Raw genomic sequence first — 14,580 nt, 5'->3', positions numbered from 1 at the left:
GCGTCGTCTTGCCCGGCTTGCGTTTGGTGATGCCTGTTGGAGACGACATGCGTGCAGCCCCCTTCAGCTCTCGCATCCCTGATACGCCGGACGGCCCCCTGCTCATGCTCACACCAGCTTCATCCGCTCGACCGCCATCAGCACCCGCTCGGGCGTTGCCGGTGCGTCCAGCCGCGGGCAGACCTTGTAGTCGGCGACGCTGGCGACTGCCATCGACAGCGCTTCCAGCACCGATATCGCCAGCATGAAGGGCGGTTCGCCGACGGCCTTGGAGCGGCCGATGGTGGGTTCGGCGTTTTCGGACCACTCGGCCAGCCTGACGTTGAAGATCTTCGGGCGGTCGGAGGCGAGCGGGATCTTGTAGGTCGATGGCGCGTGGGTGCGCAGCCGCCCCTTGGCGTCCCACCAGAGCTCCTCGGTGGTCAGCCAGCCCATGCCCTGGACGAAGGCGCCCTCGACCTGGCCGATGTCGATGGCCGGGTTCAGCGAGCGGCCGACATCGTGGAGGATGTCGGTGCGGTCGATCAGATATTCGCCAGTCAGCGTGTCGATCGACACTTCGGTGCAGGAGGCGCCGTAGGAGTAGTAGTAAAACGGCGTGCCGCGGCCGGCGGCGCGGTCCCAGTGGATCTTCGGGGTCTTGTAGAAGCCGGCGGCCGAAAGCTGCACGCGGCCGAAATAGGCCTGCTTGATGAAATCGGGGAACGGGATTTCGCGATTGCCGACACGGACACGGTTCGGCAGGAAGGCGATGTCGGTGACCGGAACCTCCCACTTTTCGGCGGCAAAAGCGACGAGACGTTCCTTGATCTGGCGGGCGGCATCATAGGCAGCCATGCCGTTGAGATCGGTGCCGGAGGAGGCGGCCGTGGCCGAGGTGTTCGGCACCTTGCCTGTCGTCGTCGCGGTGATCTTCACATGGTCGATATCGACCTGGAAGCTGTCGGCCAGCACCTGCGCCACCTTGGTGTAGAGCCCCTGGCCCATTTCGGTGCCGCCGTGGTTCAGGTGGATCGAGCCATCCGAATAGACATGAACGAGGGCGCCGGCCTGGTTGAAGGCCGTCAACGTGAAGGAGATGCCGAATTTGACCGGCGTCAGGGCAATGCCCTTCTTGATGTAGCGGCTGTCGCGGTTGAAGGCGATGATCGCGGCGCGGCGGGCCTGATAGTCGGCGCTTTCTTCCAGTTCGCCGACGATGCGCTCCAGAATGCTGTCCTCGACCTCCTGGTGATAGGGGGTGAGGGTGCGGCCGGAGCCGGGCTGGCCGTAGAAATTCAGCTTGCGGACCTCGAGCGGGTCCTTGCCGACGGCATAGGCAATCTCCTCGATGAAGCGCTCGCCACCGACCATGCCCTGCGGTCCACCGAAGCCTCGGAAGGCGGTGTTGGAGACGGTGTGGGTCTTCAGCGGCTTCGAGGTCAGGTAGACATGCGGGTAGAAATAGCTGCTGTCGGCGTGGAACAGGGCGCGGTCGGTGACCGGGCCCGACAGGTCGGACGAGAAGCCACAGCGGGCCGCATAGGTGGCATCGACCGCGTGGATACGGCCGTCGTCGTCGAAGCCGAGTTCGTAGTCGACCAAGAAGTCGTGGCGCTTGCCTGTCGCTGCCATGTCCTCGTCGCGGTCGGGGCGGAACTTGATCGCCCGCTTCAGCTTCTTGGCGGCGATGGCGGCGAGTGCCGCAAACTGGTTGCCCTGGGTTTCCTTGCCGCCGAAACCGCCGCCCATGCGGCGCACGTTGACCGTGACCGCGTTGGATGGAATGTCGAGCACGTGGCCGACGATATGCTGGATCTCGCTCGGGTGCTGGGTGGACGACCAGACGGTGACGTCGTCATCCTCGCCGGGGATGGCCATGGCGATGTGGCTCTCGAGGTAGAAATGCTCCTGGCCGCCGATCCGCATCTGTCCTTTCAGCCGGCGCTTTGCATTGGCCATCTCCGCCTTGGCTTCGCCGCGCTGCAGCGTCATCGGGCTGGTGACCAGCGCGCCGCCATTTTCAAGCGCGCCGTCGATATCGCTCCAGTGCGGGAGATCGCGGTATTCGATCTTCGCCTTGCGGGCGGCGCGGCGCGCAATGTCGCGGCTTTCGGCAATGACGGCGAAGATCGGCTGCTGGTGGAATTCCACCCTGGTTTCGGCGAGCAGCGGCTCGTCATGGCTGCCGTTGGAGCTGACGTCGTTGATCCCGGGAACGTCCTTGCTGGTGAACACCCAGACGACGCCGGGCGTGGCTGCGACGGCCGAGAGGTCCATGCTGACGATCTCGGCATGGGCGCGGTCGGAGAGGCCGAGCGCGCCGTGCAGCAGGTCGGCTGGTTCCGGCAGGTCGTCGATATAGTCGGCGGCGCCGGTGACGTGCTTGTGGGCGCTGTCGTGGCGCTGGTTGGCGTGCATCGCGCCCGTGATGACGAATTTCGGATCGGGGAAGGCAGACTTGTCCATCAGAGTTTGCCTCCTGTGGTGGGGGATGAATGATGGTTGAGGTTGGTGGGTAGGGTGGTCGCTGGCATGGTGCCGTGCCGCCCCCTCATCCGCCCTGCGGGCACCTTCTCCCCGTTGGGTAGAAGGGGGAGACTACGGCTGTCGCTGGTCCAAACTTTAGACACTATAGCCTTCGGCGCTGTTTGCCTGTGCCCACACCACGAGTCTCTTCTCCCCAGCGGGGAGAAGGTGGCGGCAGCCGGATGAGGGGGCTGGCTTGCGCAAGCGTCCAAGATCGTCATCATCACGCCACCTCCTCGAACCGCCGCAATTCCGCCGGCGTTCCAGAGGTCTCAAGATAGAACCGCGTCAGCAGGTTCTTCGCCGTCAGTTGTCGGTATTCCGCCGTGGCACGCCAGTCGTTGAGCGGCTGGTAATCGACATCGAAGGCGTCACGCGCGGCCTTGATCGTTGCCTCGGTCCACGGCCGGCCCAGCAACTCGCTCTCGACGGCGCGAGCGCGCTTCGGGGTGCCGGCCATGCCGCCGAAGGCGATGCGGATGTCGTTGACGTCGCCCTGTTCGTCGAGCGTCAGGTAGAAGGCGCCGAGGACGGCGGTGATGTCCTCGTCGCGGCGCTTGGTGATCTTGTAGACGGCGAATTTGGTGTCTTCGGCCGGGTATGGAACGAACAGGCCTTCGACGAATTCGCCGGGGCGGCGGTCCTGCTTGCCGTAGTCGATGAAGTAATCCTCAAGCCGCAGCATCCGCGTGCCCTGCGTGGAGCGCAGCTTGACGGTGGCGCCGAGGGCGATCAGTGGTGGCGGGCTGTCGCCGATCGGCGAGCCGTTGGCGATGTTGCCGCCGATCGTGCCCATGTTGCGCACCTGCTCGCCGCCGATGCGGTCGATCAGCCGGCCGAGCGTCGGCACTTTGCCGGCGATGGTCTCGAAGGCGCGGGTATAGGTGACACCGGCGCCGATGGTGAAGCCGCCTTCGCCAGCCGTGATGGTCTGCAGTTCGGACAGGTGGTTGATGAAGACGACGGGGTTCAGCGCCCGCATCTGCTTGGTCACCCACAGACCGACATCGGTGGAGCCGGCAACGACGGTGGCGTTCGGTTCGTCGGCGAGTATGCGGGCCAGCGCCTCCTCGGAACCCGGGATCAGCAGGCGCTCGTCGCCTGATGTGATCGAGATGGTGCTCGACGGCTGCATTGCCCAGAGCCGGGCCACCACCTCTGAGCGGGTGCGCTCCAGCGGGTCGAACAGGGCGCTCGGGCGCGTCCGGCTGACCTGCTCGGCGGCCTTGACGATCGGCTCGTAGCCGGTGCAGCGACAGAGATTGCCCTGCAGCGCCTTTTCGATCTCCGGGCGGCCGGGATTGCTGTTGGCCAGCCACAGCCCATAGAGCGACATCACGAAGCCGGGGGTGCAGAAGCCGCATTGCGAACCGTGACAATCGACCATCGCCTGCTGCACCGGATGCAGCGTGCCGTCCTTGGAGGCCAGATGCTCGACGGTGACGACATGGGTGGCGTTCAGCGAGCCGACGAAGCGGATGCAGGCATTGACGGATTCATAGTGCAACTTGCCGTCGATCAGGCGGCCGACGAGAACGGTGCAGGCGCCGCAGTCGCCCTCGGCGCATCCTTCCTTGGTGCCGGTCAGCCGGCGCTTCAACCGCAGAAAATCGAGAAGCGTCTCGGTCGGCCTGACATTTCCAAGCGAAATGTCTTCGCCATTGAGGATGAAGCGGATGCAGTCGTTCATGTCGTTCCCTGTTTTTTGTCCTTATTTGAAATGGTTATGCCGCCGTCCAGCCACCGTCAATCGAGATATGCGTGCCGGTGACCTGTCTTGCGTCGTCGCTGGCGAGATAGAGCGCCAGTGCGCCGATCTCTTCCGCCTTGACGAATTCATGCGTCGGCTGGGCCTTCAGGATGACTTCGGTCTTGACCTGTTCCTCGGTCATGCCACGGGCCCTGGCGGTATCCGGGATCTGCTTTTCGACCAGTGGCGTCAGCACGTATCCCGGGCAAATCGCATTCACCGTCACGCCCGACTCGGCAAGCTCCAGCGCTGCCGTTTTCGTCAGGCCCAATATACCATGCTTTGCCGCGACATAGGCAGATTTGAACGGCGAGGCGACCAGCGCATGCGCCGAGGCGATGTTGATGATGCGGCCGTGTTTCTTCGCCTTCATCAGCGGAATGGTCGAACGCATGGTGAGGAAGGCGCTGGAGAGATTGATTGCGATGATCTGGTCCCACTTGTCGATCGGGAAATCCTCGATCTTCTCGACATGCTGGATGCCGGCATTGTTGACCAGCACGTCGACCGTGCCGAAGGTTTTGGCAGCCGTCTCGATCAGGTCGGCAATCTCGGCGGGCCTGGTCATGTCGGCCGGATGATGGATGACGCCGGCCTTCGAGATCGATTCAAGTCGGGCGACTATCGCCTTGATTTCTTCGGGTTTTCCGAAGCCGTTGATGACGAGGTTGTCGCCCTTGCCGGCAAAGGCCGCGGCGATCGCCAGCCCGATGCCGCTGGTGGATCCGGTGACGACGACTGTTCTGGCCATGACTTCCTCCGTCTCGTGGTGCTGTAACGCCGTTGTGCGAGCCTAGTCCGAAAGCGGCGGGGCTGGCAATCGGGGTGAGGCGGCGCGCCTGCGCCCTTGTCTCGGGGAGCCAATCACGTCGCGCGGATGCAGCGGCGGCAGATCCTCGGGACAAGCCCGAGGAAGACGGAGGAGAGGGCGATCACCTTACCTAAGCAATTGAAAGAAAGACGTTTCCTCTTGTTCCGCGTCATCCTCGGCCTCGTGCCGACGATCTAACCACGGCGCCCGGAATTCAACGTTGAGGTTGTCCGGACGCGCCGCGAGGAAGACGCAGGAAGGCAAGAAATTTCACTTTAATTTCTTTTCACATTCGTTTTGCTGGATTATTCATTCGTTCAAAGCAGTCGAGGGAGGAAGACTATGGCGGGATATGTTCTGGCGATCGACCAGGGGACGACATCGACGCGGGCGATCGTGTTCGATGGCGAGATGAAGATCGCCGGTGCCGGCCAGAAGGAGTTCAAGCAGATCTATCCGCGCTCCGGCTGGGTCGAGCACGATCCGGAGGAGATCTGGGACTCGGTGCTCTCGACCATCAAGATGGCAATCCGCGAGGCGAAGATCACTGCCAAGGATATCGCCGCCCTCGGCATTACCAACCAGCGCGAGACCGTCGTCGTCTGGGAGCGCGACAGCGGCAAGCCGATCCACAATGCGATCGTCTGGCAGGACCGGCGCACGGCTGGCAATTGCGACAAGCTGAAGAAGCAGGAGCTGGAAAAGACCTTTACCAAGAAGACCGGGCTGCTGCTCGATCCCTATTTTTCAGGCACCAAACTCTCCTGGATGCTTGCCAATGTGAAGGGCGCGCGGGCGCGTGCCGCCAAGGGCGAGCTCTGCTTCGGCACCATCGACACCTTCCTGATCTGGCGGCTGACCGGCGGCAAGAGCTTTGCCACCGATGCCACCAATGCGTCGCGGACGCTGATGTACAACATTGCCGAAAACCGCTGGGACAAGGACCTGCTGGAGATTCTCCGGGTTCCATCCGCCATGCTGCCGGAGGTGAAGGATTGCGCTGACGACTTCGGCGTCACCGAGCCTGATATCCTCGGCGCTGCCATCCCGATTCTCGGGGTGGCCGGCGACCAGCATGCGGCGACGATCGGGCAGGCCTGCTTCGAGCCGGGGATGATGAAATCGACCTATGGCACGGGCTGCTTTGCGGTGCTCAACACCGGTACCGACATGGTGCGCTCGAAGAACCGGCTGCTGACCACCATCGCCTACCGGCTGAACGGCGAGACCACCTATGCGCTGGAGGGGTCGATCTTCATTGCCGGTGCTGCCGTGCAATGGCTGCGCGATGGGCTGGGGATCATCGACAGCGCCTCGAAGACTGGGGAACTGGCGGAAGCAGCCGATCCGACGCAGGAGGTCTATCTGGTGCCGGCCTTCACCGGGCTCGGGGCGCCGCACTGGGATGCCAATGCGCGGGGCGCGATCTTTGGGCTGACGCGCAACAGCGGGCCGCGGGAGTTTGCCCGCGCCGCGCTGGAAGCGGTCTGCTACCAGTCGCGCGACCTGCTGGACGCGATGCACAAGGACTGGAAGGGCGGCGTCGAGGAGACGGTGCTGCGCGTCGATGGCGGCATGGTGGCGTCCGACTGGACGATGCAGCGGCTGGCCGACATTCTCGACGCGCCGGTCGATCGGCCTGACATCCTGGAGACCACGGCGCTGGGGGCCGCGTGGCTTGCCGGCAGCCGGGCGGGGGTGTGGCCCGACAAGGCGGGCTTTGCCAAAAGCTGGAAACGCAACAACCGCTTCGAGCCCGTCATGGACGAGAAGACAAGGGCGGCGAAACTGAAGGGCTGGCGCAGTGCCGTGAAGCGGACGCTGAGCGAGGGGTAGAGGCCGGACTTTCGTTTTGCCGCTGTGACGCTAGTTTTCCCGTATCGGAGCGGAGGGTGGGCGCATGGTGGCGATGACGGTCGAGTTGCGGAATGTCGAGGGGACGGAGGCCGCGATGGGCTGGGCCGGCGGGCATACGATTGTGATCGATCGGCCTGAGGGCCGGGCGGGCGGCAAGGGATTGGGGTTCAATGGCGGCCAGTTGCTGGCGCTGTCGCTCGGCGGCTGCTTCTGCAACGATCTTCGCTATACGGCTGACGAGATGGGCGTCGTGCTTGGCAGGATTGCGGTGTCTGTAACCATCGAACTCGACGGCAGCCCTTTGCTGGCAAGGGCGATGATCATGCGGGTGGATTGCGAAAAGGCCGATGGATCGAGCGCGCGCGATGTCATCGAGAGGGCCAAGGCAAGTTGCATGGTCAGCAACTCGCTCCAGCGCGGTATTGCGGTCAGCATTGAGACTGTGGCCTGATTGGCACGATGCCTTGGCTGGCCCCGGGCGGGCCCTTGGGCTGTGCCTGACGTCAGGCGGCGACCGCCCGCCGTTGCCGCTGCATCGGCGGCGTGTAAAGCCAGGCTGCGCCGCCGCGATCGGCCGCGGCCTTGATGGCGAGCGACAGGCCGATCGCAACGGCGCAGATCAGCGGTGCGGTCAGATAACCCATTGCAGCGCTGCCGCCGACACGTGCTGCGACACCTGCGACCAGCAGCGAGACGATCATGACGTGGGTGACGTAGACAGGCAGCGTGTTGCGACCGAAATAGCTGAAGGCGTGCCGCGCCGGCTGCAACCGCGATATCAGCACTGAAGTGCCGCACAGCCAGGCAAGGCCGGCGATCGAGGACAGCATTGCCCAACTGCCCTTGTCGATTGCCTGCAGGCGCCAGCGCAGGACGTAGAGCGCTGAAAACAACAGGAAGCCGCCAAGGGCCATCAGCACCGGACGCCGGGTGACGACCGTAACCACCGACTTGCCGTACCAGCATCCGAACAGGAAGAAGACGAAATACTGCAGCACGTTGCGATGGGTGAAAAGATCGATTTGCAAATGCTCGCCGAAGGTCAGCAGCGAGATGATGGCGGCGATGGCGATCGTCGTTGCGTGGTGGATGGCGGAGAGCAGCTTGGTGGCGATCATGAAGATGGCCAGCGCCCAGATGAACCAGATGCCGGTGTTCGGCGCCCACCACATTTGCAGCAGCTGATAGGGATCGCTGCCTTCGGTCGGAACAAGCACATTGGTCTGGACATAGCGGAAGAACAGCCAGCGGGCCGTGCCCCAGATGGCGAACAGATAGACGAGCAGCCATATCTTGCGAACCAGGAAGTCGCGCCATGGCGCCTTCATGGCGGAGGCGGCGAGAAAGCCGGAAACCGAAAAGAACAGCGGCATGCGGATCGGCGTCATGATGCCGCTGATGCGGGTGTAGACGTCCGGCGCGATGGCGTGGAAGTCATGATACAGGAGCGTGTGGTAAATCACGACGAGGATGATCGACATGCCCTTGGCGATATCCAGCCACTCGATACGATCCTTCTGCTGCATGGTCGGCCGCCCCTTCGATTTTGCGCTGCAGCATCATACACAGATACTTTGCGGCGAAAACTAGGGGTAGCAGAAAATTCACTGCGCCATCCTCGATTGCCGTCGTTGCGATGCGGCCCTGGCGCGCGCTGTGAAAGCCGCAACCGGGGAAGACAAATCTACTTTAGCCCTCTGTAATTTTTGCTGCGTCCTGTCGGCTGTCGCGTTACTCCTTCGTCATTGAGGAAGAGGAGTGAGAGATGCTTTACGCGATCCTTTGTTATGCCAATGAAGAGACGGTTTTCTCCTGGACCAAGGAGGAGGAGGACGCCGTGATGGCGAAGCTGCAGGCGGTGCAGGAGCCGATCGCCAAGGCGGGCAAGCTCGGGCCGGTCGGGCGGCTGATGCCGACGACGACGGCGACGACGGTGCGCAAGGGCAGAGAAGAGCCGCTGGTGCTCGACGGGCCGTTTGCCGAAACCAAGGAAGCGCTGCTCGGCTTCTACGTGGTCGATTTCGACACGCTGGACGAGGCTGTGGCCTTTTCCAAGGCGCTGTCGTCGGTCAATCCCGGCTCGTCATCCTATGAAATTCGGCCGTTCTACGTCTTCAGGCCCGGAGAAACCCCGACATGACAGACATTGCCTGGATCGACGTGACGCTGTCTTCGGCCCGGCCGAAGGCGCTTGGCGCGCTGCTCCGATATTTTCGCGATCTCGATATCGCCGAAGAGGCCTTTCAGGAGGCCTGTCTGCGCGCCATCCGCACCTGGCCGGAGAAAGGCCCGCCGCGCGATCCGACGGCATGGCTGATCTTCGTCGGCCGCAACAGCGGTATCGATGCGATGCGCAAGCGCTCGAAGACGCAGGCGCTGCCCGACGAGGAGCTGATCTCCGATACCGGGGACGCCGAGAGCGATATCGCCGAGCGGCTGGACGATTCCAACTACCGTGACGATATCCTGCGGCTGCTGTTCATCTGCTGCCATCCCGACCTGCCGGCGACGCAGCAGATCGCGCTGGCGCTGCGTATCGTCTCCGGGCTGTCGGTGCAGCAGATCGCGCGGGCCTTTCTGGTCGGCGACAGTGCCATGGAGCAGCGGATCACCCGGGCCAAGGCGCGTGTCGCCAAGGCCGGTGTGCCGTTCGAAACGCCGGATGCGACTGAAAGAGCCGAGCGGTTGCAGATCGTCAGCACGATGATCTATCTGGTGTTCAACGAGGGGTACAGCCAGGCGGATCCGAAGCATGAGGCCTGCGCCTTCAGCGACGAGGCGATCCGGCTCGGGCGGCTGTTGCTGCGGATCTTTCCCGGCGAGCCGGAGATCATGGGGTTGCTGGCGTTGATGCTGTTACAGGTCTCCCGGCGCGCGGCGCGCTTCACCGGTAACAACGAGATCGTGCTGCTCGAGGATCAGGATCGGTCGCGCTGGAACCGCGAGCTGATCAACGAGGCGCTGGCGCTGCTCGACAAGGCGATCCGCCATCGGCAGCCCGGGACCTACCAGTGTCAGGCGGCGATCGCGGCGCTGCATTCGCGCGCCAGGCGCGCCGAGGACACCGACTGGGAAGAGATCGAGCTGCTCTACCGGGCGCTGGAGCGCATCCAGCCTTCGCCTGTGATCACGCTCAACCGGGCGGTTGCTGTGTCGAAGCTCAGGGGGCCGGAAGAGGCGTTGCGGCTGGTGGAGACGCTGGGAGAAAAGCTCGACGGCTACTTCTATTATCACGGCCTGCGTGGCGGGCTACTCAAGCAGATCGGCCGGGCGCGGGAGGCGCGCGAGGCGTTCGATCGCGCCATTGCGCTCGCCCATTCGGCGGCCGAGGCTGCGCATATCCGCATGCAGATCGACGGCCTGCAGATGATGGCGGCAACGCCCGCTGCGAAATAAGTCCTGGAAAAATCTTGCCTGTTGTCGGATCGGCGGTACATCCGACGTCCTTGTAGAAAGCTTGGTAACAGGCTGGATACAAACGGGTTTTTATCAACAGGAGATAGCAGACATGACATCCGAACACGAACTGGTTCTGGTCCGCGAATTCGATGCGCCGCGCGAGAAGATCTTCAAGGCCTGGACCGATCCGGTGTTGATGAAGGAGTGGTTCGTGCCGCGCCCCTGGACGATTGCCGATGCCACGCTCGACGTGCGGCCCGGCGGCGCCAATGTGATCGTCATGCGCAGCCCCGAGGGCCAGGAGTTTCCGAACCGCGGCGTCTATCTCGAAGTGATCGAGAACGAGAAGCTGGTGTTCACCGACGCCTATACCAGCGCCTGGGTGCCGTCGGAAAAGCCGTTCATGACCGCCACCGTGCTGCTCGGAGACCTCGGAAATGACAGGACGAAATACACGGCGACGGCGGCGCACTGGACCGCCGAGGACAAGAAGACCCACGAGCAGATGGGTTTTCACGAGGGCTGGGGCAAATGTGCCGACCAGCTCGCCGAGCTGCTGGCCCGGATGTGACCAGGACATGAATTGACGAGTCCGAACAGGGGGATGGAGTGATGTCCGCAGTTGTTGAATCAAGCGCCGTTCGGCCGCGCTGGCAGGCCATCTTGGGCAGGGTGATGAGCGGCCTGCTCGTCGCCTTCCTCGTCTTCGACGGGGCGATCAAGATGGTGCCGATCGCGCCGGTGACCGAGACGCTGATGGGGCTCGGCTATTCCGGGGACCCGACGCTTGCCCGCAGCATTGGCGTCGTCACGCTCGCCTGCGCGCTGCTTTACGCCATTCCGCGCACTTCGGTGCTCGGCGCCATCCTGCTCACCGGCCTGCTCGGCGGGGCGATTGCCACGCATCTGAGGGTGGGGAGCCCGGTGTTTTCGCATCTGCTGTTCGGCGTCTATCTCGGGCTGATGGCCTGGGGCGGGCTCTATCTGCGCTCCGAGGCGGTTCGTAAAATGATTCCGTTGCGGCTCTGAAGGCATTGAAATCGGAGTCGGATTTGGCAGTGCCCATCTGGCATTTGGAAGTGATTGTTTGATGTAGTAACGTAGCTACAAAGAGGTGTTGCCATGACCGTGATCAGCAGCCGCGAATTCAACCAGAATCGAAGCAGCGCCGTCCGGGCGACCAAGGACGGGCCTGTCATCATCATCAATCGGGGCCGGCCGGCCTATGTGTTGATGACGGTGGACGAGTACCGGAAGATCACCAAGCAGGAAGGGTCGATCGGCGATGCCTTCTATGTGCCGGGTGCCGACGAGATCGAATTCGAGATCCCGAAGCTCGACGATACCGGTATCAAGCCTGTCGATTTTTCCTGATGTATCTTCTCGACACCAACGTCGTCTCCGAACTGCGAAAGCTGCGCAACGGCAAAGCTGACCCGGCCTTTGATGCCTGGTTCGGCGGTGTCGCACTCGATGTGGTGCAACCCCTGGGACGGCCCGAAATAGCCTGCCCATCAAGTTTATCGAACGATCCGTTCTAGAATTTGTCATTGCGCGCCTTCTGCGCCATCCTTATCTGCAAAGCCAGTCATTGAACGGGATGCAGACCATGGAACTGGGCCTTTACACCTTCGCCGACGTCAACCCCAATCCGACCAGGAGCAAAGGTGCGGAAGGGGCCGAGCGGCTGAAGCATCTGATCGAGGAGATCGAACTCGCCGATCAGGTGGGGCTCGATGTCTTCGGGCTCGGCGAGCATCACCGGCCGGATTATGCGGCGTCAGCCCCTGCGGTGGCGCTGGCAGCGGCCGCGGTGAAAACGAAGAACATCCGGCTGACGAGTGCGGTGACGGTGCTGAGCTCCGACGATCCGGTCCGGGTGTTTCAGCAATTCTCGACGCTCGATCTTCTCTCCAACGGCCGCGCCGAGATCATGGCCGGTCGGGGGTCGTTCATCGAATCCTTCCCGCTGTTCGGCTACAAGCTTGAGGATTACGACCAGCTGTTCGAGGAAAAGCTCGATCTGCTTTTGGCGCTGCGCGATGGCGAGGTGGTCAACTGGTCGGGCGAGATGCGGCCGGCGATCAATGGTCGCGGCGTCTATCCGCAGCCGTTTCAAGAGCCCTTGCCGATCTGGATCGCCGTTGGCGGCACGCCGCAATCGGTGGCGCGCGCCGGCGCTCTCGGGCTGCCGGTGGCGCTGGCGATCATCGGCGGCGAGCCGCACCGGTTTGCACCGCTGTTCGATCTCTACCGCGAGGCGGCGCGCCGGGCCGGGCAGGACCAGGCGAAGCTGAAGACTAGCATCAACGTCCACGGCTTCATTGCCGATACCACCGAGGCGGCCGCCGACCAGTTCTATGGTCCTCAGGCCGAGGTGATGAACCGGATCGGGCGCGAGCGCGGCTGGGGGCCAACCAACCGGGCGCATTTCGATGCGTCGCGGGGGCCGAACGGTGCGCTGTTCGTCGGCGATCCCGAGGTGGTGGCCGAAAAGATCATTGCCCATCACGCTCTGTTCAAGAACGACCGCTTCCTGCTGCAGATGGCAATCGGCCTGATGCCGCACGAGCAGATCATGCGCGGCATCGAGCTCTACGGTACGAAAGTCGCGCCGATCGTCAGAAAGGCATTGACTGAAAGCAGCGAAGGCGCGAAAGCCAGCGCCTAAAGCACGAGCATGATGGCGTAAAGGATGAGTTGGATTTCCGTCGGCCTCGTGTTCTCCTGATGAAGCGAGAGCCGGCCGACCGGCCACCAGACGAGGCCGGAAACGGAATTTCATGATTATCGAGACCGAAGACGAGTTGCTCAAGCTGAAGGAAATCGGCCGCATCTGCGCCAATGCCATGCAGATCATGGCAGCGGCGCTGGAGCCGGGGATTACCACGCTTGAGCTCGACGAGATCGGCCGCAAGGTGCTGGAAAGTTCAGGCGCCCGCTCGGCGCCGGAGTTCTGCTATCAGTTTCCAGGTGCCACCTGCATCAGCGTCAACGAGGAAATCGCCCACGGTATTCCAGGTCCCCGGATCATCAAGCCAGGCGACCTCGTCAATATCGACGTATCTGCAGAAAAGGACGGGTTCTTTTCCGATACCGGCGCCTCGTTCGTGGTGCCGCCATCGAAATCGAAGATCGACAAGCTCTGCCGCGATGGCAAGCGGGCGCTTTGGGTCGGTCTCAATCAGGTGAAAGCAGACGAGCCGCTGGCCAAGATCGGCCAGGCGATCGGTGCCTTCGCGGCGAAGAACCGCTATACGCTGGTGGCCAACCTCGCCAGCCACGGCGTCGGCCGTTCGCTGCATGAGGAGCCGGGCGAACTATCGACATGGCCGGATCCATCCGAAAAGCGGATCATGACCGATGGGCTGGTGTTTACCGTCGAGCCGTTCCTGTCGCTGGGCGCGACATGGGCGGAAGGTGGCGACGATGCATGGACGCTCTATGGCGATCCGCAGGCGCCGACGGTGCAGTACGAACACACCGTGGTGGCGACCCGCAACGGGCCGCTGATCCTGACGCTGGCCGACGGCCAGTCATAGGCGCCGGTTCGGCAGGGTCTTATCTTACGATATGATTTGGAAGGGTTACCCACCCCGGGATGCCGGGGTGAGGGTGGCTGCGTGCAGCCTTCATCCTACGCTTGTCAGGCTCAATCTCTTTTGCCCGACTGCAGGATGTCCGCGGCGGCGCGCTCCAGGATGCCGGCGATGCGCTTGGCTTCTTCCTTCGACCAGGGGTAGCGCAGCCGCAGCGCCGATTTCAGCAGCATGCGGGCGGCGGCGACTTCGGTCTTGTCTTCGGGGAAGGGCTCTTCCTCGCGGTCTCCGCCACGGCTTTCCGGATCGAAGATGCGGCGCACATGCGCCATCTTCTCGCCGATGCGTTCCAGCTTTCCGAGTGTCATTTCAATCATCGAACTGTTCTCCTCGACCAGTTTGCGGCCGCTGTCGGTGATGCGGTAGAGCTTCTTTGTGCCTTCGCTCTCGACATCGGCGAGGCCGGTTTCTTCCAGATAGGTCAGTGCGGGATAGATGACGCCGGGGCTCGGCACGTAGAAGCCGCCGGAGCGCTCCTCCAGCAACTTGATCATCTCGTAGCCGTGGCGCGGCTGTTCGGCCAATAGCGCCAGGATCACCAGCTGCAGGTCGCCGGCCGCAAATTTCCGCCCCATGCGAAAACCGCCGCCGCCCATCATTCCACCTCTAAATCCTCTCATCGATCACTCCTTATGATGTATCGTTGATTATGTCGT

15 protein-coding genes are annotated in these 14,580 nt (G+C 63.0%); 10 read left to right on the top strand and 5 right to left on the bottom strand.

Going from position 1 to position 14,580, the window contains the following annotated elements; translation table 11 throughout:
• Positions 1–108: 108 nt before the first annotated feature.
• The 3 genes from xdhB to GVL52_RS14790 form a co-directional block, all read right to left on the bottom strand.
• Positions 109–2,448 carry a xanthine dehydrogenase molybdopterin binding subunit gene (gene xdhB / locus GVL52_RS14800; RefSeq protein WP_160008359.1) on the bottom strand — a complete coding sequence of 780 codons (2,340 nt, stop codon included), beginning with the start codon at positions 2,446–2,448 and terminating at the stop codon, positions 109–111.
• Positions 2,449–2,731: 283 nt separating this feature from the next.
• Entirely contained in the window at positions 2,732–4,198 is a 1,467-nt protein-coding gene (gene xdhA / locus GVL52_RS14795) for a xanthine dehydrogenase small subunit (RefSeq protein WP_160008357.1), read from the bottom strand.
• Positions 4,199–4,232: 34 nt separating this feature from the next.
• Positions 4,233–5,009, bottom strand: coding sequence for a 3-hydroxybutyrate dehydrogenase (locus GVL52_RS14790; RefSeq protein ID WP_160008355.1), 777 nt, complete (start codon positions 5,007–5,009; stop codon positions 4,233–4,235).
• A 402-nt stretch (positions 5,010–5,411) separates the two neighbouring features.
• On the opposite strand from GVL52_RS14790, the gene glpK reads away from it, so the two are divergent.
• Together glpK and GVL52_RS14780 are read left to right on the top strand one after the other, a co-directional pair.
• A complete protein-coding gene (glpK, locus tag GVL52_RS14785; RefSeq protein ID WP_160008353.1) occupies positions 5,412–6,905 on the top strand; it encodes a glycerol kinase GlpK in 1,494 nt (497 codons plus the stop codon).
• A 64-nt stretch (positions 6,906–6,969) separates the two neighbouring features.
• Positions 6,970–7,377 (top strand): OsmC family protein, encoded by a 408-nt coding sequence (locus GVL52_RS14780; RefSeq protein WP_160008351.1) that lies wholly within the window; start codon positions 6,970–6,972, stop codon positions 7,375–7,377.
• A 52-nt stretch (positions 7,378–7,429) separates the two neighbouring features.
• Here the strand turns inward: GVL52_RS14780 and GVL52_RS14775 are convergent, their stop codons facing one another.
• On the bottom strand, positions 7,430–8,452 hold the full coding sequence (locus GVL52_RS14775) for an acyltransferase (RefSeq protein ID WP_160008349.1): 1,023 nt from the start codon (positions 8,450–8,452) through the stop codon (positions 7,430–7,432).
• 239 nt (positions 8,453–8,691) lie between these two features.
• Here GVL52_RS14775 and GVL52_RS14770 point away from each other — a divergent pair, with 239 nt between their 5' ends.
• From GVL52_RS14770 to map, 8 genes are all read left to right on the top strand, one after another.
• Positions 8,692–9,066, top strand: coding sequence for a YciI family protein (locus GVL52_RS14770; protein ID WP_160008347.1), 375 nt, complete (start codon positions 8,692–8,694; stop codon positions 9,064–9,066).
• Complete coding sequence (locus GVL52_RS14765) at positions 9,063–10,322, top strand: RNA polymerase sigma factor (RefSeq protein WP_160008345.1); 1,260 nt, start codon at positions 9,063–9,065, stop codon at positions 10,320–10,322. Before GVL52_RS14770 ends, GVL52_RS14765 begins: the two co-directional genes overlap by 4 nt.
• Positions 10,323–10,434: 112 nt before the next feature.
• The gene (locus tag GVL52_RS14760) at positions 10,435–10,896 is read left to right on the top strand and encodes an SRPBCC family protein (RefSeq protein ID WP_160008343.1); all 462 of its coding nucleotides are present in this window, start codon (positions 10,435–10,437) and stop codon (positions 10,894–10,896) included.
• A 41-nt stretch (positions 10,897–10,937) separates the two neighbouring features.
• Entirely contained in the window at positions 10,938–11,354 is a 417-nt protein-coding gene (locus GVL52_RS14755) for a DoxX family protein (RefSeq protein ID WP_160008341.1), read from the top strand.
• A 93-nt stretch (positions 11,355–11,447) separates the two neighbouring features.
• The gene (locus tag GVL52_RS14750; protein WP_160008339.1) at positions 11,448–11,699 is read left to right on the top strand and encodes a type II toxin-antitoxin system Phd/YefM family antitoxin; all 252 of its coding nucleotides are present in this window, start codon (positions 11,448–11,450) and stop codon (positions 11,697–11,699) included.
• Entirely contained in the window at positions 11,699–11,866 is a 168-nt protein-coding gene (locus GVL52_RS14745) for a hypothetical protein (protein ID WP_160008337.1), read from the top strand. The genes GVL52_RS14750 and GVL52_RS14745 overlap by 1 nt, the downstream gene beginning before the upstream one ends.
• Positions 11,867–11,934: 68 nt before the next feature.
• Positions 11,935–12,996: an LLM class flavin-dependent oxidoreductase gene (locus GVL52_RS14740; protein ID WP_160008335.1), complete on the top strand. Its 1,062-nt coding sequence runs from the start codon at positions 11,935–11,937 to the stop codon at positions 12,994–12,996.
• Positions 12,997–13,108: 112 nt separating this feature from the next.
• A complete protein-coding gene (gene map, locus GVL52_RS14735) occupies positions 13,109–13,867 on the top strand; it encodes a type I methionyl aminopeptidase (protein WP_160008333.1) in 759 nt (252 codons plus the stop codon).
• Between the two features lie 110 nt (positions 13,868–13,977).
• Here the strand turns inward: map and GVL52_RS14730 are convergent, their stop codons facing one another.
• Positions 13,978–14,544, bottom strand: a complete 567-nt coding sequence (locus GVL52_RS14730; protein WP_160008331.1) for a PadR family transcriptional regulator — start codon at positions 14,542–14,544, stop codon at positions 13,978–13,980.
• Between the last annotated feature and the right edge of the window lie 36 nt (positions 14,545–14,580).

Origin of the sequence: Rhizobium sp. 18055 (assembly GCF_902706285.1) — a bacterium.
In the GTDB taxonomy this organism is placed as follows: Bacteria; Pseudomonadota; Alphaproteobacteria; order Rhizobiales; family Rhizobiaceae; genus Rhizobium.
This window is presented reverse-complemented; position numbering and strand designations above follow the sequence as displayed.

Coding starts and splice junctions, on each gene's coding strand:
- xdhB (WP_160008359.1), bottom strand. CDS start 2,448: ATGGACAAGTCTGCCTTCCCCGATCCGAAATTCGTCATCACGGGCGCG.
- xdhA (WP_160008357.1), bottom strand. CDS start 4,198: ATGAACGACTGCATCCGCTTCATCCTCAATGGCGAAGACATTTCGCTT.
- GVL52_RS14790 (WP_160008355.1), bottom strand. CDS start 5,009: ATGGCCAGAACAGTCGTCGTCACCGGATCCACCAGCGGCATCGGGCTG.
- glpK (WP_160008353.1), top strand. CDS start 5,412: ATGGCGGGATATGTTCTGGCGATCGACCAGGGGACGACATCGACGCGG.
- GVL52_RS14780 (WP_160008351.1), top strand. CDS start 6,970: ATGGTGGCGATGACGGTCGAGTTGCGGAATGTCGAGGGGACGGAGGCC.
- GVL52_RS14775 (WP_160008349.1), bottom strand. CDS start 8,452: ATGCAGCAGAAGGATCGTATCGAGTGGCTGGATATCGCCAAGGGCATG.
- GVL52_RS14770 (WP_160008347.1), top strand. CDS start 8,692: ATGCTTTACGCGATCCTTTGTTATGCCAATGAAGAGACGGTTTTCTCC.
- GVL52_RS14765 (WP_160008345.1), top strand. CDS start 9,063: ATGACAGACATTGCCTGGATCGACGTGACGCTGTCTTCGGCCCGGCCG.
- GVL52_RS14760 (WP_160008343.1), top strand. CDS start 10,435: ATGACATCCGAACACGAACTGGTTCTGGTCCGCGAATTCGATGCGCCG.
- GVL52_RS14755 (WP_160008341.1), top strand. CDS start 10,938: ATGTCCGCAGTTGTTGAATCAAGCGCCGTTCGGCCGCGCTGGCAGGCC.
- GVL52_RS14750 (WP_160008339.1), top strand. CDS start 11,448: ATGACCGTGATCAGCAGCCGCGAATTCAACCAGAATCGAAGCAGCGCC.
- GVL52_RS14745 (WP_160008337.1), top strand. CDS start 11,699: ATGTATCTTCTCGACACCAACGTCGTCTCCGAACTGCGAAAGCTGCGC.
- GVL52_RS14740 (WP_160008335.1), top strand. CDS start 11,935: ATGGAACTGGGCCTTTACACCTTCGCCGACGTCAACCCCAATCCGACC.
- map (WP_160008333.1), top strand. CDS start 13,109: ATGATTATCGAGACCGAAGACGAGTTGCTCAAGCTGAAGGAAATCGGC.
- GVL52_RS14730 (WP_160008331.1), bottom strand. CDS start 14,544: ATGAGAGGATTTAGAGGTGGAATGATGGGCGGCGGCGGTTTTCGCATG.